Annotated in this window: 18 protein-coding genes; 10 read left to right on the top strand and 8 right to left on the bottom strand. The window is 70.4% G+C overall.

Going from position 1 to position 19,863, the window contains the following annotated elements; genetic code table 11:
- Positions 1–1,620 carry a leucyl aminopeptidase gene (locus tag D7X96_RS15515; protein ID WP_121770073.1) on the bottom strand — a complete coding sequence of 540 codons (1,620 nt, stop codon included), beginning with the start codon at positions 1,618–1,620 and terminating at the stop codon, positions 1–3.
- A 138-nt stretch (positions 1,621–1,758) separates the two neighbouring features.
- Between D7X96_RS15515 and D7X96_RS15510 the strand changes: the two genes are divergently transcribed.
- The 3 genes from D7X96_RS15510 (at position 1,759) to D7X96_RS15500 (ending at position 4,043) form a co-directional block, all read left to right on the top strand.
- Positions 1,759–2,655, top strand: coding sequence for a hypothetical protein (locus D7X96_RS15510; RefSeq protein ID WP_120547975.1), 897 nt, complete (start codon positions 1,759–1,761; stop codon positions 2,653–2,655).
- A gap of 129 nt (positions 2,656–2,784) precedes the next feature.
- Positions 2,785–3,567, top strand: a complete 783-nt coding sequence (locus tag D7X96_RS15505) for a sulfite exporter TauE/SafE family protein (protein ID WP_121770072.1) — start codon at positions 2,785–2,787, stop codon at positions 3,565–3,567.
- Entirely contained in the window at positions 3,564–4,043 is a 480-nt protein-coding gene (locus D7X96_RS15500) for a hypothetical protein (RefSeq protein WP_370450125.1), read from the top strand. Before D7X96_RS15505 ends, D7X96_RS15500 begins: the two co-directional genes overlap by 4 nt.
- Before the next feature lie 35 nt (positions 4,044–4,078).
- Here D7X96_RS15500 and D7X96_RS15495 read toward each other — a convergent pair whose 3' ends face one another.
- The 3 genes from D7X96_RS15495 to fabF all read right to left on the bottom strand — a co-directional run bounded on the left by D7X96_RS15495 (position 4,079) and on the right by fabF (position 8,124).
- The gene (locus D7X96_RS15495) at positions 4,079–4,948 is read right to left on the bottom strand and encodes a tetratricopeptide repeat protein (protein ID WP_121770071.1); all 870 of its coding nucleotides are present in this window, start codon (positions 4,946–4,948) and stop codon (positions 4,079–4,081) included.
- A gap of 1 nt (position 4,949) precedes the next feature.
- The gene (locus tag D7X96_RS15490; RefSeq protein ID WP_120552138.1) at positions 4,950–6,557 is read right to left on the bottom strand and encodes a helix-turn-helix domain-containing protein; all 1,608 of its coding nucleotides are present in this window, start codon (positions 6,555–6,557) and stop codon (positions 4,950–4,952) included.
- 316 nt (positions 6,558–6,873) lie between these two features.
- Positions 6,874–8,124: a beta-ketoacyl-ACP synthase II gene (gene fabF / locus D7X96_RS15485; protein WP_121724650.1), complete on the bottom strand. Its 1,251-nt coding sequence runs from the start codon at positions 8,122–8,124 to the stop codon at positions 6,874–6,876.
- Positions 8,125–8,204: 80 nt separating this feature from the next.
- On the opposite strand from fabF, the gene D7X96_RS15480 reads away from it, so the two are divergent.
- The 6 genes from D7X96_RS15480 (at position 8,205) to D7X96_RS15455 (ending at position 12,884) form a co-directional block, all read left to right on the top strand.
- Entirely contained in the window at positions 8,205–8,729 is a 525-nt protein-coding gene (locus tag D7X96_RS15480) for a PaaI family thioesterase (protein WP_121770070.1), read from the top strand.
- Between the two features lie 5 nt (positions 8,730–8,734).
- Positions 8,735–9,367: a TetR/AcrR family transcriptional regulator gene (locus D7X96_RS15475; protein WP_121770069.1), complete on the top strand. Its 633-nt coding sequence runs from the start codon at positions 8,735–8,737 to the stop codon at positions 9,365–9,367.
- A gap of 19 nt (positions 9,368–9,386) precedes the next feature.
- Positions 9,387–10,817 (top strand): M61 metallopeptidase family protein, encoded by a 1,431-nt coding sequence (locus D7X96_RS15470; protein ID WP_121724648.1) that lies wholly within the window; start codon positions 9,387–9,389, stop codon positions 10,815–10,817.
- A 113-nt stretch (positions 10,818–10,930) separates the two neighbouring features.
- Positions 10,931–11,191 (top strand): hypothetical protein, encoded by a 261-nt coding sequence (locus tag D7X96_RS15465; RefSeq protein WP_120552142.1) that lies wholly within the window; start codon positions 10,931–10,933, stop codon positions 11,189–11,191.
- Between the two features lie 113 nt (positions 11,192–11,304).
- Positions 11,305–12,153 (top strand): MNIO family bufferin maturase, encoded by an 849-nt coding sequence (gene bufB, locus D7X96_RS15460; RefSeq protein ID WP_121770068.1) that lies wholly within the window; start codon positions 11,305–11,307, stop codon positions 12,151–12,153.
- Complete coding sequence (locus D7X96_RS15455) at positions 12,150–12,884, top strand: HvfC/BufC N-terminal domain-containing protein (RefSeq protein WP_121770067.1); 735 nt, start codon at positions 12,150–12,152, stop codon at positions 12,882–12,884. The genes bufB and D7X96_RS15455 overlap by 4 nt, the downstream gene beginning before the upstream one ends.
- Here the strand turns inward: D7X96_RS15455 and D7X96_RS15450 are convergent.
- Genes D7X96_RS15450 through D7X96_RS15435 form a run of 4 tightly spaced genes read right to left on the bottom strand, consistent with a single transcriptional unit; the run spans position 12,875 to position 18,458 of the window.
- Entirely contained in the window at positions 12,875–13,240 is a 366-nt protein-coding gene (locus D7X96_RS15450; RefSeq protein ID WP_120552145.1) for a hypothetical protein, read from the bottom strand. The two genes, D7X96_RS15455 and D7X96_RS15450, sit on opposite strands and share 10 nt — an antisense overlap.
- A 45-nt stretch (positions 13,241–13,285) precedes the next feature.
- Positions 13,286–16,285 carry a serine/threonine-protein kinase gene (locus D7X96_RS15445; protein WP_121770066.1) on the bottom strand — a complete coding sequence of 1,000 codons (3,000 nt, stop codon included), beginning with the start codon at positions 16,283–16,285 and terminating at the stop codon, positions 13,286–13,288.
- A 7-nt stretch (positions 16,286–16,292) separates the two neighbouring features.
- Positions 16,293–17,084, bottom strand: coding sequence for a sigma-70 family RNA polymerase sigma factor (locus tag D7X96_RS15440; RefSeq protein WP_120552147.1), 792 nt, complete (start codon positions 17,082–17,084; stop codon positions 16,293–16,295).
- Positions 17,085–17,108: 24 nt separating this feature from the next.
- A complete protein-coding gene (locus tag D7X96_RS15435; protein ID WP_158626463.1) occupies positions 17,109–18,458 on the bottom strand; it encodes a glucosaminidase domain-containing protein in 1,350 nt (449 codons plus the stop codon).
- A 520-nt stretch (positions 18,459–18,978) separates the two neighbouring features.
- Here D7X96_RS15435 and D7X96_RS15430 point away from each other — a divergent pair.
- Positions 18,979–19,542, top strand: coding sequence for a chalcone isomerase family protein (locus D7X96_RS15430; RefSeq protein ID WP_120552149.1), 564 nt, complete (start codon positions 18,979–18,981; stop codon positions 19,540–19,542).
- Positions 19,543–19,863 lie beyond the last annotated feature (321 nt).

Genomic DNA, 19,863 nt, shown 5'->3' with positions numbered 1-19,863 from the left:
TCAAGCGCGGGCCGGCTTGCCCTTGGCGGCCTTCGGGGCCTTGGACGCCTTGGCGGCCTTCGCGGGGGCCTGGGCCTTCACGGGCTCCGGCTGCGAGGCGACCTCCGTGGCCCTGCGGCGCACCAGCTCCACCAGCGTGCGCGCGCCGACGCCGGTGGCGCCCTTGTTGAGGTAGCCGCGCTCCTTGGGGCTGTTGGACGGGCCGGCGATATCCAGGTGCACCCAGGGCGTGTCGCCCACGAACTCCTTGAGGAAGAGGGCCGCGTTGATGGCGCCGCCCCAGCGCTCGCCGGAGTTCTTCATGTCCGCCACTTCGGACCGCAGCGCGTCCTTCTGCAGGTCGGTGACGGGCAGGCGCCACATCTCCTCGCCCGCGGCGCGCGCGGCGGTGAGCACGCTGTTCACCGTGTCGTCGTCGTCGCCGAACGCGCCCACGATGTAGTTGCCCAGCGCCACCATGCACGCGCCCGTGAGCGTCGCCAGGTCGATGATGGCGGACGGCTCGTGCTCGCCGGCCCAGGTGATCATGTCGCCCAGCACGAGGCGGCCTTCCGCGTCCGTGTTGGTGATCTCCACCGTCTTGCCGTTGCGCGCCGTGAGGATGTCACCGGGCTTGTACGCCGTGCCGGACGGCATGTTCTCGCACGCGCCAATGAAGGCGTGCACGGGGAAGGGCGGCTTCACCACGGAGCCAATGACCTTCATCGCCGCCAGCACCGCGGCGGAGCCGGCCATGTCCGTCTTCATGTCCACCATGCCCTCGGTGGGCTTGAGCGACAGGCCGCCCGAGTCGAACGTGATGGCCTTGCCCACCAGCGCCAGCGGGGCGCGCCTGGCGTCCTTCGCGTTCTTCGGCGTGTAGATGAGGTGGATGAGCCGGGGCTCCTGCACGCTGCCGGCGGTGACGCCCAGGAACATGCCCATGTTCAGGCGCTCAATCTCCTTGCGCCCGCCAATCTCCGCCGTGAGCCCGCCCTCCTTGGCGGCCTGCTGCGCGGCCTGCGCCAGCTTCGTGGGCGTGACGACGTTGGGGGGCTCGTTGACCAGGTCGCGCGCCCAGTTGACGGCCTCCGCCAGCTTCAGGCCCAGCGTCAGCGCGTCGTCCAGCGCGCGCGACTTCTCCGTGCCCTCCGGCAGCGACAGCGTGGCGCTCTTCAGCTTGGGGGCGCCCTTGTCCTCGCGCGCGGAGGACTTGTACTTGTCGAAGCGGTAGACGCCCAGCTCCAGGCCCTCCACCACCGCGCGCACGGCCAGCGCCGCGTCGTCCGTGGCGGGCAGGCGGAAGCCGATGGCGGTCGCCTTCAGCCGCTGCGCCGTCTTCGCCGCGCGGCCCGCGGCCAGCCGCAGCACCTCCGGCTGGAAGCGCGCGCGGTTGCCCAGGCCCAGCAGGAGGACGCGGTCCGCGCCCAGCTTGCCCAGCGTGTGCAGGAGGAAGGACTGGTCCACCTTGGCCTTGAAGCCCTCCTGGGTGGCGGCGGCGCGCAGCTTGCCGTCCAGCGCGGAGTCCGCGGCCGCAAGCGGCGCGGGCGCGGAATCCCCCAGCTCGCCCTCGAAGAGGGGGATGACGAGCAGCTCACCGCTCACCGGCGCGGCTTCACCGGAGACGAGACTGAATTGCATGGCGACGTGGACTCCTGTGCTGAGGGAGGGGGTGATCCGAGGGGCGCGACTGTAGACGCGCCGCGTGTTGCTCGCAAAGCGCTGGTTGCCACTCGGCCATTGCAATGCCCCGGCGCGCTGGATAGCTGTGCACTCCCAATGCCCACCCTGCTGCTCCATCTGACGGCCATCGAACGGTTGGCGGCCCACCCGGACGGGCTCCCCGCCGACTGGGTGCGCGCGTTGTCCGAGGACCTGCCCTACGCGCGCTTCGGCGCGGCGCTGCCGGACCTGCCGCTGTGCGCCGGCGTGCGCGGGGGGCTGGGGGTGATGATGCAGCCGGACACGGGCTGGCCCCTCTTCGCGCGGCTGTACCACGAGCGCGCCCCGGTGGGCCTGGGCCTGAAGATGGCGGAGCTGGTCGCCTCCGGGGCCCTGGTGGGCACGGAGGCCGGCATGGCCATCCTCGCGGGGTACTTCACGCACCTGAGCCTGGACCGGCGCCTCCACCCGCTGGTGGACCAGATGGTGCTGCGCCACCGCCGCAAGGGCGAGCGGGCCTGGGACGCGCGGCGCCAGGTGGAGTGGGCCCAGACGCTCTTCTTCCTGCGCGAACAGGACGGCACGGACGGCGTGGGCACCGCCCGCATCCGCGAGAAGTTCCAGGTCGTGAAGAGCCCCGGCATCCCGCTGCGAGGCATTGGCCGGGGCATCTATGAGCTGGTGCGCCTGGCGTCCCAGGACCGCGTGGGGCAGGCCCCCACCAAGGCGGAGCTGGACGGGTGGGTGCGCGGCCTCTACGTGTCCGGGCTCTTCCTCTCCAGCCCGCTGGGGCGCGTGCGCGCGCTGCCGGCGTTCTCGCAGCTCTCCTTCCAGGAGCTGTACCGCAATGATCACTTCGACTTCGCGGCGGAGCTGGACGCCGCGCTGGAGGTGACGCGCGGGCTCATCCGGAAACTGAACGGATACATGGCGCGCGGCACCTACACGCCGCGCACGCGCGCGCGGTTCCTGGAGGAGTTTCCAGAGGGAACGCTGGGCGCCACCGCCGCGTAGTGAACGGATCCACACGGCCCGCGTCCAAGGGCCTTTGTCCGCGTGCAGGGCATCCAACCGATCGAGCAGGTTGCCCTCGTGGACGAGCCGCTATCCGAAGCGGGGACTGCCTCCTATCCTCGATAGGGAATGACGGTCTTGCTCCTCATGGCGGCGGGTGTGTTGGCGGGTGGGTTGGGGGCGCTCCTGGGCATCGGGGGCGGCATCGTCCTGGTGCCTGTCCTGGTGTTGGGATTCGGAATCCCGCTGGAGCAGGCCGTCCCCGCGAGCCTGATGTGCGTGGTGGCCAACTCCTGCGCCGCCGCCGCCAGCTACGTGGAGAACAAGCTGAGTGATTTGCGGCTGGGGCTCACGCTGGAGCTGGCCACGGTGATGGGGGCCATCTTCGGCGGGCTCGTCGCGGCCTTCGTCGCGGAGGCGATGGTGGCCGTGGTGTTCGGCCTCTTCACGCTCTTCGTCTCACTGCAGATGCTGCTGATGCGCCGCCCCGTCCAGGAGCCGGCGACGGCGGCCAACTACGTCCCCGGCAACTACCCGCTGGGCATCTCCGGCTCCTTCGTGGCGGGCGGGCTGTCCGCGCTGCTGGGCGTGGGCGGTGGCCCGCTGAAGGTGCCGCTGATGACGTACGGCATGCGCGTGCCCTTCAAGGTCGCCAGCGCCACCAGCAACCTGATGGTGGGGGTGACCGGGGCGGCGAGCGTCGCCGCGTACGCGTGGCGCGGCCAATTGAATCTGGGACTCGTCGCGCCGTTGGTCGTAGGGGTGCTGGCCGGAGCATCCGTGGGCAGCAAGCTGATGCTGAAGACGCCGACCGCCGTGCTCAAGAAGCTCTTCGCGGCGGTCCTGCTCATCGTGGCCGGACAGATGTTGTGGAAGGGAGGGGAGGGGTTGTGGCCGAGCGTATGGAAATGAGTGAAGCGGAGCCTGAAATACCCGGTGTCCACCCGTCGATGAGGGTGCCGGAGGCAGGACCACCCCGTCGCAACGCGCAGGCGACGACGGTGGCGCTGGACGCGGAGTTCCCACAAGAGCTTCCGCGGGAACCCATCACCCAGCCGGAGGCGCTCCCACGTGAGCGCCGGGGGGCCCGAAGGCTCGCCGCCGGAGAGCGATGGATTGCCCGCGTGCTGCGCACCGGGGCCATCACCAGCGGGTGCATGTTCGTCACGTCGCTCGCGCTGGAAGCGCTGCCGCGCGACGAGTCCGTGCACGTGGCCATCGACCTGCTGCGCAAGGGCGCGGCGTCCATGCTGCTGGTGACGCCGGTGGCGCGGCTGGCGATGGCGGGAACCCTGCTGGGCCTGCGCGGCGAGTGGCGTTACGCCGCCATCGCCGCGGGCGTCATCGGGTTGCTCGCGCTGGCGGTGGGCGCGGGCTTCCAGGCCTGACGCGAAGCCGGACGCAATGAAGACCGCGCGCGGGGCTACACGCCGCGCGCGGCGAAGTGCGCGAGGACGTTCTTCACCTTCGCGACCTCGTCGTGCTGCTTCAGGTCCTCGTACATGGGCAGCACGGCCTCGAACTGCTCGCGGGCCGCGGCGTAGTCCTGGAGGTAGTAGCAGGACAGCCCCAGGTCCCAGCGCGCGCGGGCCTCGTAGACGTGGTCGTGCAGCTCCCCGTACACGTCCACCGCGCGCAACAGGTGCGGCCGCGCGTTGTCGTGGTGGCCCAGCAGGCCCTCGGATTCACCCAGCAGCAGGTGCCCCAGCGCGAGCGCGTCCGGATCCTCGCCCTGCTCCAGCAGCGGCACGGCCTCCAGGAAGCGCTTGCGGGCGGGCTCGTACTCGCCCTTGGCCATGCGCAGGTCGCCAATGTCCAGGAGCAGCCGCGCGATGCGCTCGTTGTTGCGCGTCTGGCGGTAGAGGATGAGCGCCTCCTGGTACTTCTCCTCGGCGCCGTCCACCTCGCCCATGGCGCGCAGGGACTCGCCGATGCAGGCGCGGGTGAGCGCCTCGCCCTCGCGGTCGCGCGACTCGTTGAAGAGCAGGGCGGCGGTGGCCATGTGCTCGATGGCGCCCTTGTGATCCTCGAAGTAGGCCTTCACCACGCCCAGGCCGAAGAGGGCCTGCGCCTGGCCGGCCTTGTTCCCCGCGGTCTTGAAGAAGCCATAGGCCTCCTCGTAGTGCTCGCGGCTCGCGGCGTGGTCCTCCAGCATCCCGTACAGCTCCGCCAGCGCCACCAGCCCCTGGCCTACCTCGGAGGGCGAGCCGGTGATGCGCAGCGGGGCGAGCGCGTTCTTCTGCTTCTGGATGGCGTCGGTGATGTGGGCGCGTTCGTTGTCGGACGGGTGCATGTCAGTTCTCGTGAACCTTGCGGCGGCGGGCGGCCCTGTCCAGCGAATCGTGCTTCTCGCCCCCTTCAGCGCCGTTGCCATCGGCTTCCGCGTTTCCGTTGCGCTCGGCCTTCTCCTTCTCGTGGACCAGCAGCGGGGAGAAGAAGCAGTCCTTCTTCGTGTACTCGTCGAAGGCGAACGCGAAGCGGTAGCTGGCCGCCGCGCGCTGGTTGCAGTCCGTGCGCTCGCAGAAGCGGCAGGAGATGCCGCTGGGGATGGCGTCCTTGCGCAGGTCGTTGGTGGGCAGGCCGTACGCCAGGTACTTCGCGTTCTCCGCGTGCGTGCCCAGGCCGATGGAGTACGCCGTGCCCTTCACGATGGAGCCTTCAATGGGCTGCAGCTGCACCTTCGCGAAGCAGAAGTACGTCGTGCCGTCCGGCATGATGGAGTACTGGCGCGTGATCTGGGACGGGTTCAGGAACGCCAGGTGCACCGCCCACTTCGCGCAGGAACCGCCGCCGGAAGCGAAGCGGATGCCGGTGCCGCTGTAGCGCTTGGAGATGTTCCCCGCGATGTCCGCGCGCAGGAAGTGGAAGGGCAGGCCCTGGCGCTTGGGGTCGGACAGGTTGCAGATGCGGTGGGCCACCGTCTCGTAGGTGGTGCCGAAGATGTTGGAGAGCAGCTCCACGTCGTAGCGCGTGCGCTGCACCTCCTTGAAGAACTCGCCGTAGGGCAGCATCAGCGCGCCGGCGAAGTAGTTCGCCAGGTTTACCTTGATGAGGCGCTCGGTTTCGCCGTGCCGCATGCGGCCCGCGCCCAGGATGCGCTCCACCAGCTTCTCGCGGTCCATCACCATCAGGCCCATGGACGCGGCCACCTGGAACTTCAGCGGCTGCTCCGTGAGGTCCGGGGACAGCGTGAGCGTGCGCGCGTCCAGGTCCAACCGGCGCACCACGGACGAACCGCTGGCCGCGCGCTCAATCTGGACCTTGAAGTCGAACCGCTCCTCCAGCATGCGGATGAGCTGGCTGCTGGTGAGCTGCTGCTCCAGGCGGAAGTCCCGGCGCAGGCCTTCCGCCTGCTCCTCCAGCTCCGGGAAGTAGTTGCGGTGCTTCTCCAGGAAGTCGCTGACCTCGTCGAAGGGCGAGTAGTCGAAGCGGACGCCCGGCGTCGTGCCGCCCAGCCCGGAGGTGGAGCCCTGCGTGCGCGTGCGCTCCTCCACGTTGAGCTGCGCGAGCACGTTCTCCAGCTGCGTGCGCGTGTTCTTGTAGAGGTTGAACAGCGCGGCGACGGTGCCGGCCAGCTTCGGCTCCGCGGACAGCGACTGGAGCGACTCCGAGTCGATGTCCAGGCTCTTGAGCAGCGGTTCATCCAGCAGCTTCGCCAGGGCCTCGTCCACGCGGCCCTCGCCCAGCGTGGACATGAACTGCTCGGGGTCCTGCTCGAAGTAGCGCAGCGCCTTCCACAGGAGCGGGAAGGGCATCACGCGCTTGCCCTTTTCAATGAGGTTCAGATACGCGGGCGAGACACCCAGGTCCTTCGCGGCGTCCGCCTGCTTGATGTTGCGTTGCAAGCGCAGGCCTCGAAGCTTCAGCCCCACGTTCGCGTTCAGAGCGTTGTCGTTGTTCATGGCTCCAACCCCCGGCGGGCCGCGTTAGAAGGCGCGCTCCAAACGCCGGGTCTCTGGATCCACTCTGCAAACCGATTTACCGATTTGCAATCAACGTTTTCGGATCGCCGCAGCGCTGTCCCGCAGGCGACGCGCGAAGGGTTGACTGCCTCCACCCTGGCCTTACAGGGACGTAATCCCATGTAATCACGGTGCTTTCAGGCGGTCCCGGTGTGCGGCGGTGGCGCCCGGGACCCGCGCTGTCAACCCTTGACTGACGCGCCGCGACAGGCACTGGGGAAAAGTCAGTAAAAAGCGCCAGAATTTTTACAGAGGATTAACGGGACTCAGGGAGCCGCTGGAACACGAGCGCGACGTTGGTGCCGCCGAAGCCGAACGAGTTGCTCATCACGGCGTCCACGCGTGTTTCACGGGCGGTGTTGGGCACGCAGTCCAGGAGGATGCGCGGGTCCTGGTTCTCCAGGTTGATGGTGGGGGGCAGCACGCCTCGGGTGAGGGCGAGGATGCTGATGACCGCCTCCGCCGCGCCGGCCGCGCCGTTCATGTGGCCCGTCATGGACTTGGTGGAGGAGATGGCCAGCTGGTTCGCCGCGTCGCCGAACACCCTGGCGATGCCCTCCATCTCCAGCACGTCGCCGATGTCCGTGGAGGTGCCGTGGGCGTTGAGGTAGCCGATGTCCGCGGGGTTGAGGCGCGCGTCCTTCAGCGCGGCCTTCATCGCGCGCTGGGCGCCCGCGTGGCCGGGCGCGGGCGAGGTGACGTGGTACGCGTCGGAGCTGGCGCCATAGCCGGTGAGCTCCGCGAGGATGCGGGCGCCCCGGGCGCGGGCGTGCTCGTACTCCTCCAGGATGAGGAGGCCCGCGCCCTCGGCGAGCACGAAGCCGTCCCGGTCCTTGTCGAACGGGCGGCTGGCCGCCTGGGGCGCGTCGTTGCGGTTGGACAGGGCCTTCATCGCGGCGAAGCCGCCCACGCCCAGCATGGAGATGGGGGCCTCCGCGCCGCCGGCCAGCGCCACGTCGAACTCGCCGCGCTGGATGCCGCGCATCGCTTCACCGATGGCGTGCGCGCTGGTGGAGCACGCGGAGTTGGTGGACCAGGACGGGCCCTTGATGCCGTGGCGCATGGAGATGTAGCCGGGCGCCATGTTGATGATCATCTGGAGGATGAAGAAGGAGCTGATCCGGTCCGGCCCCTTCTCCAGCGCCTTCTTGTGCGTCTCCTCCAGGCTGCTGATGCCGCCAATGCCGGAGCCCACGACGACCGCCACGCGCTCCGCGTTCTCCTCCGTGATGACCAGCCCGGAGTCCTGGAGGGCCATGTCCGACGCGGCCACCGCGAACTGCGCGAAGCGGTCCATGCGGCGCACCTCGCGCCGCTCGATGTAGTCCTCCGGGTTGAAGCCCTTCACCTCGCCGGCGAAGCGGCAGTCGAGCGCGCTCGCGTCGAAGAGGGTGATGGGGCCCACGCCGCTCCGGCCGTTGACCAGCGCGTCCCAGCTCTTCTCCACGCCAATGCCACACGGGCTGATGAGCCCCATTCCCGTCACGACGACGCGCCGCTGTCCCATCACGAGCTCCTTGACCCCAAGCATTGAACGGGATGGTATTATGACCATCCTTCCATCAGTTCAAGTCCAAGGGAGCCCCGATGAGCGAGCAGGCTGAGAATCCGCGCACGCGGACGGTGACGTGGAGGGACCCCCGGGAGGGCGCCTCCGCGGCGAAGCGGCTGTCGGGGCTGGAGTACCTGCGCGCCATCCAGCGCGGGGAATTGCCGGCGCCGCCCATCGCGGAGCTGATGGGCTTCTCTCCGGTGGAGGTGGAGGAGGGGCGGGTGGTGTTCGCGGTGAAGCCTGGGGAGCACCACTACAACCCCATTGGCATGGTGCACGGCGGGCTGGCCGCGACGCTGATGGACTCCGCCATGGGGTGCGCCATCCACACGATGCTGCCGGTGGGCGCGGGCTACACGACGCTGGAGCTTCACGTGAACTACGTGAAGGGCATCGCGCACGACACGGGACAGCTGCTGTGCAGGGGAGAGGTCATCCACCTGGGCGGCCGCGTGGCGACGGCGCAGGGGCGGCTGGTGGACGACAAGGGCACGCTCTACGCGCACGGCACCACGACGTGCATGGTGTTCCGGCCGCCGGGCGCGGGCGGCAAGGAGTAGGGGCGATGCGCTACACCGCTGAACACAAGCAGGCCACGCACGCGCGCATCCTCGCGGCGGCGGAGAAGCTGTTCCGCGCGGAGGGCTTCAGCGGTGCGAGCGTGGAGCGGGTGATGCGCGCCGCGGGCCTGACGGTGGGCGGCTTCTACGCGCACTTCGCCTCCAAGGAGTCGCTGCTCGCGGAGTCCCTGCGCGCCTTCATGAACGCGAACCGGACGCGCTGGCTCGCGGGCCTGGGAGACGTGCGGGGGACGGAGTTCCTGGAGCGCTTCGCGCGGCGCTACCTGAACCAGTACGACCGGGACACGGGGGAGACCGCGTGCATGATGCCGTCGCTCCTGTCGGACCTGACGCGCGCGACGCCGGAGGTGCAGGCCGCGTTCGGGCGGGGGCTGGAAGAGCTGGTGGGCCAGGCCCAGGTGCAGCTGCCCGCGCGCGAGGGCGCCACACCCCGGCAACAGATGCTGGCCACGGTGGCGCTGTGCTTCGGCGCGATGACGCTCGCCCGGGCCACCGCCACGCAGCCGCTGGCGGGAGAGATTCTGGACGCGGCGCGCGCGCTGCTCGCCGCGGGGGAGGTGAAGAAGGAATCGCCCCGGAAGCGCCAGGCTGGCGCCGCGCCAAAGAAGCCCCACTGAGACAGACCGAGGGGACGCAATGAAGACGTGGATGACTCGCGCGGGGCTGCTCTGCCTCGCGTTCATGCTGGGGGCCTGTGCCTCCTCGCCCCTCGCGGCTCCGTGGGACGAAGCGGAACCCCTCCGCTACAACATCCTCTACACGAACGACCCCACGCCGCGCCTGAACGTGGAGGTCTTCCTCCCACGGTCGTTCCAGGGGTCGGTTCCGCGGGCGTATCCGCTCAACTTCCTCTTCCGGCAGCCGGGGCGGGTGGAGTCCCTGGTGGCCACGGCCGAGGATGGCACCCGGTTCGAGTTCTTCCCCCAGACGGGCGGCGCGGTGCAGGTCCCCAGGGGGACGCGCGTCATCCGCTATCACTACCCGTTGGCATTCTCCCGTGGGGGCGGCGGCCGGCACCTGTTCGGAGGCATGGGGGAGGGGGACGCGTGGCACGTGGCCGGCAAGGCCTACCTGCTGACCCCTCGCGAGGTGACTCCCGACATGCGGGCGGACCTCACCGTGTCCGGCACGGACGCGCTCCTGCCCTGGCAGCCCGATGACAAGGGCGTCTACCATCTGCGCGGCGAGGACCTCATCGACGCGGGCTTCCACGCCTTCGGCGGCAGGCGGTGCCAGGCGCACGTCGGCGAGTCCGTGCTGGAGGTCGCGCTGCTGGGCCGCTTCACGCACCTGAAGGACGCGGAGGTCTGCGCGTGGCTCGAACAGGCCGGGCGTGAAGTACTCACCGTGCGCAAGGCGTTCCCGTACCCGCGCATCACCGTGCGCGTCGTGCCCATCCCCGGCAAGTCCACGCCCGGCGACTTCGGCATGACCCAGTGGAGCTCACCGCCCAGCATCTCCATCCTCGTGGGCCAGGACGCCACCGCCGCGTCCTTCTCCCGCGACTGGGTGGCCATCCACGAGCTGCTGCACCTGACGCATCCCCCGTTGGTGCCGCGGGAGGCCTGGCTCACCGAGGGGCTGGCCACCTACTACACGGAGCTCGCGCGCGTGCGCTCCGGACGCCAGACGTCCCAGCAGGCCTGGCAGGAGCTGGCGAACGGCTTCGCGCGAGGCCAGGCCGCCGCGCGCTCACGCCCCATGAAGGAGGTCGTCGCCGAGGAGGGGAACTACATGGGCATCTACTGGACCGGCGCGCTCTTCGCGCTCCATCTGGACGTGGAGCTGAGGCGCGTGACGAACGGCCGCGCGCGTCTGGATGACGTGCTCGAACTGCTCGCCACGCGGGGCCCCACCGCGACGCTCAAGAGCTTCGGTGAAGCCGTGGACACGGTCGCGGGCCAGCCGCTGTTCGACGCGCTGCTCGCCCGCCACCTGCCGAAGCCTGCCTTCGCGGAGCTGAAGCCTTTGCTGGAAGACCTCGGCGTCAAGATTGACCCAGGTGGCGTCCAGCTCCATGCTGCGCCGGGCAGTGCGTTGCGTGAAGCACTGGACGTCGCGCCGTAACCGATTCCTGGATGTCGCGTATCGCATGCATCCGCGAGGTTCGCGGCATTCGTAGATGAGGTCCGTTGTCCCCCCGTAGTCACACCCCCACGCGGTACGAAAGGAAGCACCCCATGAACGTGAAGGCTCTTGCGGCGGTTGTCGGCACCCTGTCCCTCGGCGCGCTGGCCACCGGCTGTGCGTCCAACAAGGCGGCCGAGGGCAGCAAGGTGCACGCCGCGACGCCGGGCGCCCCCGAGGCCTCCGAGTCCAGCGCGGCCCCGGCCGACGGTGCTGCTCCCGCCGCCGCCCCCGCCGCGACCCCGGAGAAGGGCGCCGAGGGCAGCTGCGGCGCCGGCTCCTGCGGCGCCGGTTCCTGCAGCGGCAAGAAGTAGTCATCCCCTCGGGAGGGCCTGCGCGTCAGGTCTCCTCCCAGGCTCGCGGGCGGCGGGAAGCGTTCTTCCTGCCGCCCGTGTTGTATCCACCCGTCTCACAGGAGAAGCGCCGCATGCCGTCCCCCCGCTACGCAGAGCGCCATGGGTTGAAGCCACTGGGGGTGGGCATCGGGCTGCGACGCGACTTCTACGAAGCGCTGCCGCGCACGGCGCGCGCGCTGGACTGGGTGGAGATCATCCCGGAGAACTTCCTCACGCTGGGCGGCCGCTCCCAGCGCGCCCTGGACGCGTGCCGCGAGCGCTGGACGCTGCTGCCGCACGGCGTGGGCCTCAACATCGGCGGGCCGGACGCGCTGGATGACGACTACGTCACCCGCCTGGCCGCGCTGGTGAAGCGCCTGGACGCGCCGTTCTTCTCGGACCACCTGTGCTACTCGCGCCTGGGCGGCGTGCACCTGCATGACCTGTTGCCGCTGCCCTTCACGGAGGCCGCGGTGGAGCACGTGGTGCCGCGCGTGCGCGAAGTCATGGCGCGAGTGGAGCGCCCCTTCCTCCTGGAGAACCCCAGCTACTACGCGGCCATGCCGGGCGGCACGCTGAAGGAGGCGGACTTCCTGCGCCAGGTGGTGGAGGCCGCGGACTGCGGCCTGCTGCTGGACGTGAACAACGTCTGGGTCAACGCGAAGAACCACGGCTACGACCCGCGCGCCTTCGTGGACGCGCTGCCCCTGGAGCGCGTGGTGCAGATCCACCTGGCCGGCCACGACGTGCGCGAGACGGTCCTCGTCGACACGCACGGCGACCGCGTCTGCGACGACGTATGGGCGCTGTACCGCTACACGCTGGAGCGCACCGGCCCGGTGTCCACGCTGATGGAGTGGGACCAGGGCATCCCGTCCCTGGACGCCGTGCTGGACGAGGCCGACCTGGCGCGCGCCGTGCTCGCGGAGGGTGCGCGATGAAGCCGTCGCTGAAGCACTTCTTCGACAGCATGGACGCGTACCTCGCCGGGCCGCCGGGAGCGGAGGGCCTGTTGAAGCTGTCCGCGTCGCACCCGGGCTGGAACGTGGATCCGGAGCGCATGGCGCTCTACGGCCAGTTCGTGCGCGGCCACGTGCGCTCCACGCTGGAGAAGCTCTTCCCGCTGACGCGCAAGGCGCTGACGCCGGAGGCGTGGGACACGCTGGTGGATGGCTACACCCGCACGCGTCCCGCGCGGCACTACGAGCTCAACCGCCTGGGCGAGGGCTTCGCGCCCTTCGTCGCGGACGCCGCCACCCCAACGGGACTGCCGCCGTTCCTGCCCGCGCTCGCGCGCTTCGAATGGACGGACTTCGCGGTGTTCGCCTCCGAGGAGGACCTCCCGGACGCGGTGGACCGCCTGACGCCCAACCCCACGCTCATGGTGCTGGAGCAGCCCTACCGGCTCTGCGCGTTCGTGCGGTCCCGGGGCGCGGAAGCAGCGCCCGTGGAGGGCGAGGAACTGGCGCTGCTCTGGCGCCACCCGGAGCGGCTGGTGACCTTCTACATGGAGGCCACTCCGCCCGCGCTGCTGGTGCTGAAGATGGCCGTGGAGGGCCTGTCCGAGGAGGCCGTCGTCCAGGCCACGGGCATGTCCGCGCAGGACGTCCACGCGGAGGTGGTGCGCTTCGCGAAGGACGGCCTGGTGCTGCTTCCCGCGCGTCAGGTGTAGGGATTCGGGGGAGGCGTCCCCGGGGGCCCGATGGGGATGCCGGCCCGCCGGAGCATCCGCAGGAACTCGAGCATCGTCCCGACGACGACGCCGCGGCCTCCAGTCGTCCCGCTCGGGTCTCCCTTCGCCGTGTGCGGATTGCCCACCAGGCTCTGGGTGGGCTGCGGGGCGGAGAACATCGCCACCCGGTTCGGATCAAAGACATCCACGACGACGCCCTGGCCGCCCGGCCCGGAGGGATCCTGGCGCACGTGTCCGCTCTTGGGCGGCTGGAGGCCGCCGTGTCCCGGACGCACGCGGTTCGGCGTGACGGGCGGGCAAGGGGGGAAGGGCTTGAGGCGGGAGAGGAAGCTCATGGCCACTCCAGGAGGGGAGAGTCTTCTCATTATCCAAGGGAGCGATCAGCGAGTTGCGGCAGCAGGGGAGGGCCGCCGGGTCTGCTGCCAGCGCTGGACGTTTTCAGCCTGCGTGCGCCACGTCGGGCCGCCCTGTTGGAAGGTGAGCAGTGCCTGGGCCGCGAGCGTGAGGGCCTGGGGGCGATCCTCGCTTGCGTCCCACCGTGCGCGCGCGAGCTCGAACTGGAGCTCCGCGGTGCGCACCGCGCTCCAGCCCAGCGGTCGAATGATGTCCAGTGCGCGCTCGGCCGCGGCGCGAGCCTTCTTCGGCTCCTTCAGGTCCAGCCAGGTCCGGGCCTGCTCCGTCAGGGCCGAGACGAGCAGCGCGTGGCGGGGGCCATCGGTGGCCTCGCGCGCGGCGAGCACCTGCTCCAGCTCCGCCGCGGCCTCGCGTGCATGTCCGCTCCTGCGCATCACCCGCGCCTGCTCTTCGCGCACGCGCAGCACGGCACCGCTCCTGGGGCCGGACAGACGCTCCTGGAGGGCCAGGACCTTCGCGTAGCGCGCCAGGGCTTCTGGCAGCGCGCCCTGCCGCTCCTCCATCTGGGCCAGGGACTCGAGCGACAGTGCGTACTCGACATGGTCCTCGCCGAACGCCTGGACGGTCAGCGCGAGCGCGCGCTCATGTTCCTGACGGGCGAGCGCGAAGGTGCCCATCGCTTCGTGGACGCGGCCCAGCTGGTTGTGCAGCCGCACCGTGTCCAGGTGCGTCTCCCCGAGCATGGCGGTGCGGATCTCCAGGGCCTGGCTGTAGAGCGGCACGACGGCGGCGGGACCGTCCAGGCGCTGGCGGACCTCGCCCAGCAGGACCAGCGTGTCCGCGACGGCGGGATGTCGCGCGCCCAGCCGCTTGCGCTGGATGTCGAGCACCCGCTGGTACAGCGCCAGGGCCTCGACGGGCGCGTCCTGCCGCAGCCTCAGCCGGGCGACATTGCTGAGGCTCTTCGCGGTGTCCGGATGATCCGCGCCCAGGACGCGCTCGCGGATCGCGGCCGCGCGCTGGAAGTGGTCGCGCGCCTGGGGCAGCTGTCCTTCACCGAAGGCGACCGCGCCCAGGTTGTGTTCAATCTGGGCCTCCACCTCCTCCGCGGGGCCGGTGCGCTCCAGCAGCGCGCGCGCCTGGGCCGCGTGCTCCAGGCCCCGGTCCGCGTGCTCCAGTTCGTAGCCCGTCACGAAGACGAGGTCCGTCTCCGAGCGCGCCGCGAGCAGGTCGTTCCTGCCCGCGAGCGCCGCGCGCATGCTCTCGGTCCAGCGCTGCTCGGCCTCCGCGTAGCGCGCCAACCGCAGCTCGAACCAGCCCATGGCGTGGAGCGCTTCTGCTTCCAGCGGCCGGTACGCCAGCTCGCGCGCCACCGCGAGCGCGGCCTGCGCGTCTCCCAGCCCTTGCGCGTAACGCCCCGTCTCCAGCAGCACCTGCGCGCGGGACAGCTTCGTGCGCGCGTCCGCCAGCTTCGCCGCCACGCCGGGGCCTTCCGGAGGAGGCACGACGGAGAGCAGTGACTCCACGCGCGAGCAGTCCGACACGCGCGGAAGCTTCTGCGACGCCTCGGCCGCTCTCACCACGAGCGCCGCGTCCGCGTGCTCCAGCACGTCCGCGAACACACCCAGCGATTGCAGCCGAGAATCCAGGCACGCCATGCGCAGCGCGAGGACGGACTCCGGCTGCTCCTGACGCACGCGCGTGGCCTGGCACGTCTGGGTGTAGCCCGCCTCCCAGTCGTGGGCGTAGTCCGCCAGGTTGCGCGCCACGGCCTCGGCGGCCTCCGAGGCCAGCGGGCTTCCGGTGGCGGCCAGGGCCTGCGTCACCTTCGTGGCCCGGGCCGGGTTCCACACGGACGCCAGGCGCGCGGGAGCGCCGTCGCAGGGAGAGGGCGCGCCCTTCGACACGAGCATGAGCGCTCCCGCCAGCGCGAATGCACCGGAGCCCAGCGCCCACCACGTGCGCCTGTGGGGCGGGGTCCTCGACAGGTTCTCCAGCAGCGCGTCCATGGACGGATGGCGGTCCGCCGGGGACACGCTCAGCCCGCGCACCACCGCGCGGCGCACCCACGCGGGCACGCGGGTCTCCTTCGGTGGGGCCTGGATGCGGCTGAAGTCCGGTGGCTGTCCGCGCGCGAAGGGGCGCACGCCGAAGAGGGCTTCATACAGCGCGACGCAGAAGCTGAACTGGTCGCCGCGCGCGTCGCCGGGCTCGCCCTTCCACTGCTCGGGCGGCATGTACGCGGGCGTGCCCATGAGAGAGCCCGTGCGGGTGAGGTCCACCAGTCCGGGCGTGGGCGTGATGCCCTCCGGAAGCGCATGCGGCGGCAAGGCCATGGTGCCTTCCGGCAGCCGCGCGAGGCCGAAGTCCGTCACCCGCACGCGGCCCTGACCGTCCACCAGCACGTTGTCCGGTTTGAAGTCGCGGTGGATGAGGTGCGCCGCGTGCGCCGCCGCCAGCCCCTGCCCCGCCTGCCGGAACGCCGCGAGCACCTCGCGCCATGTGCGCGGCTGCTCCTTCCGCCACTGGCGCAGCGTGCGGCCCTCGACGAACTCCATGGCCATGAAGAGCCGGCCGTCCACGGTGCCCACGTCGAAGACGGTGATGACGTGCGGATGGGACAGCCGCGCCACCGCCTGGGCCTCACGCAAAAGCCGCTGCTCCAGCTCCCGAGCGCCCTCGCCCTGGAGCGAGCGCACCAGCTTGAGCGCCACCTTGCGGTCGAGCTGCGGATCGTACGCGCTCAGCACCACCCCCATGCCGCCGGAGCCCACCCGGTCGATGACGACGTAGCGGCCCAGCACGGTGCCCCGCTGGAGCTCCGCGTCCGCGACGCGAAGACGGCCCGTGTCGGGCACCGCCTTCACGTCCGGGAGGGTGGAGGGCTCACTGCCCCGAGCCGCCTCCGCCACCAGCGCGAGGCACGTGGAGCAAGCATCCAGGTGCGCCTCCACCACGCGCGCCTCCTCCGCGCCGAGCGAGTGCGCGCAATACGCCAGCAGGGTGTTCTCGTCCGGGCAGGTCATGGCGGGCTCAGCGCAGCAGGTGGCGCACGCTCAGGTCCAGGCCGCTCAGGAGCGACCGGGCCAGGCTGTGCAGTTCCGGGTCTTCGACGTTCAATCGCCGGCGCAGCTCGGCGTGGGTCCGTTCCGCGAGCGTGTCGCGTGCGTCCTTCAGCCAGCGCGTCATGGTGGCGCGGCTCACCCCGTGCACCCGCCCGATGTCCTCCACGCCCACGTTCTCCACCAGGTGCAGCCGCAGGATGGTGCGCTGGCGCGGCTCCAGCGACGCGAGCGCCGCGGCGATGGACGCCTCGATGTCCGCGTGGTGCCGATGCTTGAGCGCCGCGAAGGACGGGTCCTCCGCGGGCAGCAGCGTGGGCAGCAGCGCCTCCACGGGACGCGCCGCACGCTCGCGCAGCTCGGTCATGGCCAGGCGCAGGGCGACGGTGCGCACCCACGCCTCCAGCGGTCCCCGGCCGTCGTACTCCGCCAGCCGCGGCGGCCCGTCCGGCCGGCGCAGGAAGAGCCGCTCCCGCAGCCGTTGCAGCGCTTCGTCCACCACGTCCCGCGCGATGCCCCGGCGGACCAGGGCCTGACGCGCGGCGGGCAGGTACACGCGCTCGAAGTGGGCGAGCGCCGCGGTCACCCCCCGCGCGCAGGCGCACGCCAGGAACAGGTCCTCCGCGTGGGGCACCGGCGCGCCTCCGGAGGCCGCCGTCCGCGCGGCGAGGTGGGCGAGGAAGTCCTCGCGCGGAAGCTCCACTCCGGGCCACGCGGCGCGGGCCTGGAGGTAGATGGCGTCTGCGGGGGCGGACGGCTCCATGGGGCAGGGAAGTCTAGCCGGGGCCTACCCGATTCCGAGCCGACGGCGGACCTCGGCCGCGTAGTCGTTCACCTGCTGGACGTACAGGCTGGAGTCGTTCTCCACCGGCGGCGCGTAGCGGTTGATCAGCGCCGTCCAGTTCCCGCTGTCCAGCTCGGCTCGATAGTGCGTCCCCAGCAGCTTGAAGTACGCCTCGATGCCCTGCTCCAGCGTGGGCCAGCCCGCGAAGCTGCCGGAGGCGTCCGGTGAGGTGAAGGCCTCGTAGGCGCCCTCCTGGCCCACGAACTTGAGGTTGCCCGGGTTGTTGGCCCCGACGGACGCACCCGCGGTGCCCCACTGGGACTCCTTCCACAGCATCGCCAGCGCCAGGTCGATGGGCACGTCGTACTTCTGGGCCATGCGCATCAGGAACTCGCCCTGACCCGCGAAGCCGGACTCCGCGAGCGACATGGCCCCCGGCGCCAGCCGCACGGACTCCAGCGCCTGTCCCTGCCCATCGGTGGGAGCCACGCCCGGGGGCGGATGGATGGAGACGGAGTAGCCGCCGTACTGGTGCTCCCCGAGGAAGCGCTGCAGCTCCGCGGGCGTCAGCTCCGTCACGGTGCTGGACGGATCATGCACGATGAAGTTGCCCTCGGGCGTCATGCCCGTGACGGCGATCCAGTGCCCGCCGCTGAAGCTGCCGGAGGTGAACGGCGGCGATTCGTTCTGCAGCATGACGTGGCTCTCGCCGTTGACGGCCACCATGTTCCCGGACGCGAGCTGCTGTTCAATCCAGCCCACGTCCGTCCCCGGGTTGACCTCCGAGGAGAGGCCATTGTTCGAGGCCATCCGCTGGATGTCCGCGTAGCCCACGCCCGCCGAAGTGATGCCCACGCCCTGGCCCAGCTGGTTGATGAACGCCCCGTCGGACTGGTCCGTGCCGATGCCGTAGCCCTTGAGGATCATCGCCATCGTGGTGGGGCCGCAGTTGGACTGCTGGTTCCAGTCGTCCTCGGTGCCTTCCGACGACATCTGCTTGATGGACGGCACCGGGTAGCGCTCGCCGGGACGCGCCGTCCCGCCGGGGCTGCCCGGAGCGACGGGACCGCCAGCCTGCGGAGTGCCCGGAGCGGTGGGCAGCTGGAGCGATTCACCCGCGATGATCAGGTCCGGGTTGGCCAGGCCGTTGAGCTGGACGATCTGGTTCGCGATGGCCTCCACTGGCCCTGGCACGCCCTGCTGCATCAGGTTCCAGGCGATGTCGCCCACGGTGTCGCCCGGCTGGATGGTGTACGTCGTCGTCGCCGGAGCCGGCGGAGCCGCGGCCTTACGAAGCGCCTCCGCCGCGTCCTTGAGCTTGGAGCGCCGCACGGCCTCGCGCAGGTCCTCCACGGAAGGAAGCGGCGCCCGCGGAAGGGCGGGCCCACGAGGCTCGAAGCTGTCCGGCCCGCGATGGGCGACAGGAGCGCGGGCAGCCAGGCCCGGCGCGGGGTTCGACACGGGAATGGGACGGGGGGAACGGGAAGCGAGGAGAGGGCGGATGGTCATTTCAAACTCCGAAGCCAGTGTTTGAAATGTTTGTCGATAAAATGCGAATTATTGTTTCGTGCCTCCGGGACGATCTGGTCGGAAGAAAAAGCAAAGTGATTTCAGGTGGTTGCTGGAGAGTTCAGGCGAAATGAGCCACTAATCCAGCCCGTCGCGTCTACCTCCAGGGCAGGCTGAGACAATGTCTCGATTTGCGTCTGCCTTTGCGCCGGGACCCTGGAGCTGCCACGCGGGGAAACGTCGTCTTCCGGGCGCTTCGCCGCGGTACGTCAAGACGCGGCCGCCCTTCGTGGATCCTTTGGTGAAGACGCGTGGGTAGGTTTGCGTCCAACATCGCGCAGGAAACCCACCCGGAGGTTTTTCCATGAAGAAGACGCTGACCGCCGTGCTGCTGTCGCTGACCCTCGCCGCGCCCGTCATGGCCAAGGACATCGCGGGTGTGAAGTACCCGGACACCGCCACCGTGGCCGGCAAGGAGCTGAAGCTCAACGGCGTGGGCCTGCGCAAGAAGGCCATCTTCAAGGTCTACACGCTGGGCCTGTACGTGGAGAACCCCACCCAGGACGCCACCGCGCTGCTCAACGCGGATGAAGTGAAGCGCGTGCGCATGTTCATGAAGCGCGACCTGAAGAAGGAGCAGATCACCGAGGCCATCGAGAACGGCTTCAAGAAGAGCGCGGGCGCGAACATGCCCAAGCTCCAGGCGCGCCTGGACACCTTCAAGAACGCCATCCCCGCGGAGGTGAAGGAGGGCCAGGAGCTCAACCTCACCTACGTGCCGGGCAAGGGCACCACCGTGCAGGTGACGGGCGGGCAGTCCATCGACGTGGAGGGCAAGGACTTCGCGGACGCGCTCTTCTCCGTGTGGCTGGGCAAGGACCCCGTGGACAGCGGCCTCAAGGACGGCATCCTCGGCAAGGACGACTGACGCGCCCACCGCTTCACCGGCAGTCCCGCGCGCCCCGGGAGCGTCCCTTCTTCACGCAAGGGACGTTTCGCGGGGCGCCGCCGTTCGCTGGGGGGCAATGCCATTGCTTCAATGGTGGACAGCGAGGGGCGGCCCTGTCACACGCGGAGGCGTTGCCACTGGAATGCCCCCGCGCATCAGGGGTTGATGCGCGCCGGATTCCCACCCCTTGTCCAAGCTGGAGAACGCTTTGAAGCGACTGGCCCTGTTCGCCGCCTCCTGTGTCCTTGGCGCCGCCTGCAAGACGGCGGAGCCCACCCCCGAGCCGCCCCAGGCCTCCGC

The organism is Corallococcus interemptor (assembly GCF_003668875.1).
Classification (GTDB): Bacteria; Myxococcota; Myxococcia; order Myxococcales; family Myxococcaceae; genus Corallococcus; species Corallococcus interemptor.
This window is presented reverse-complemented; position numbering and strand designations above follow the sequence as displayed.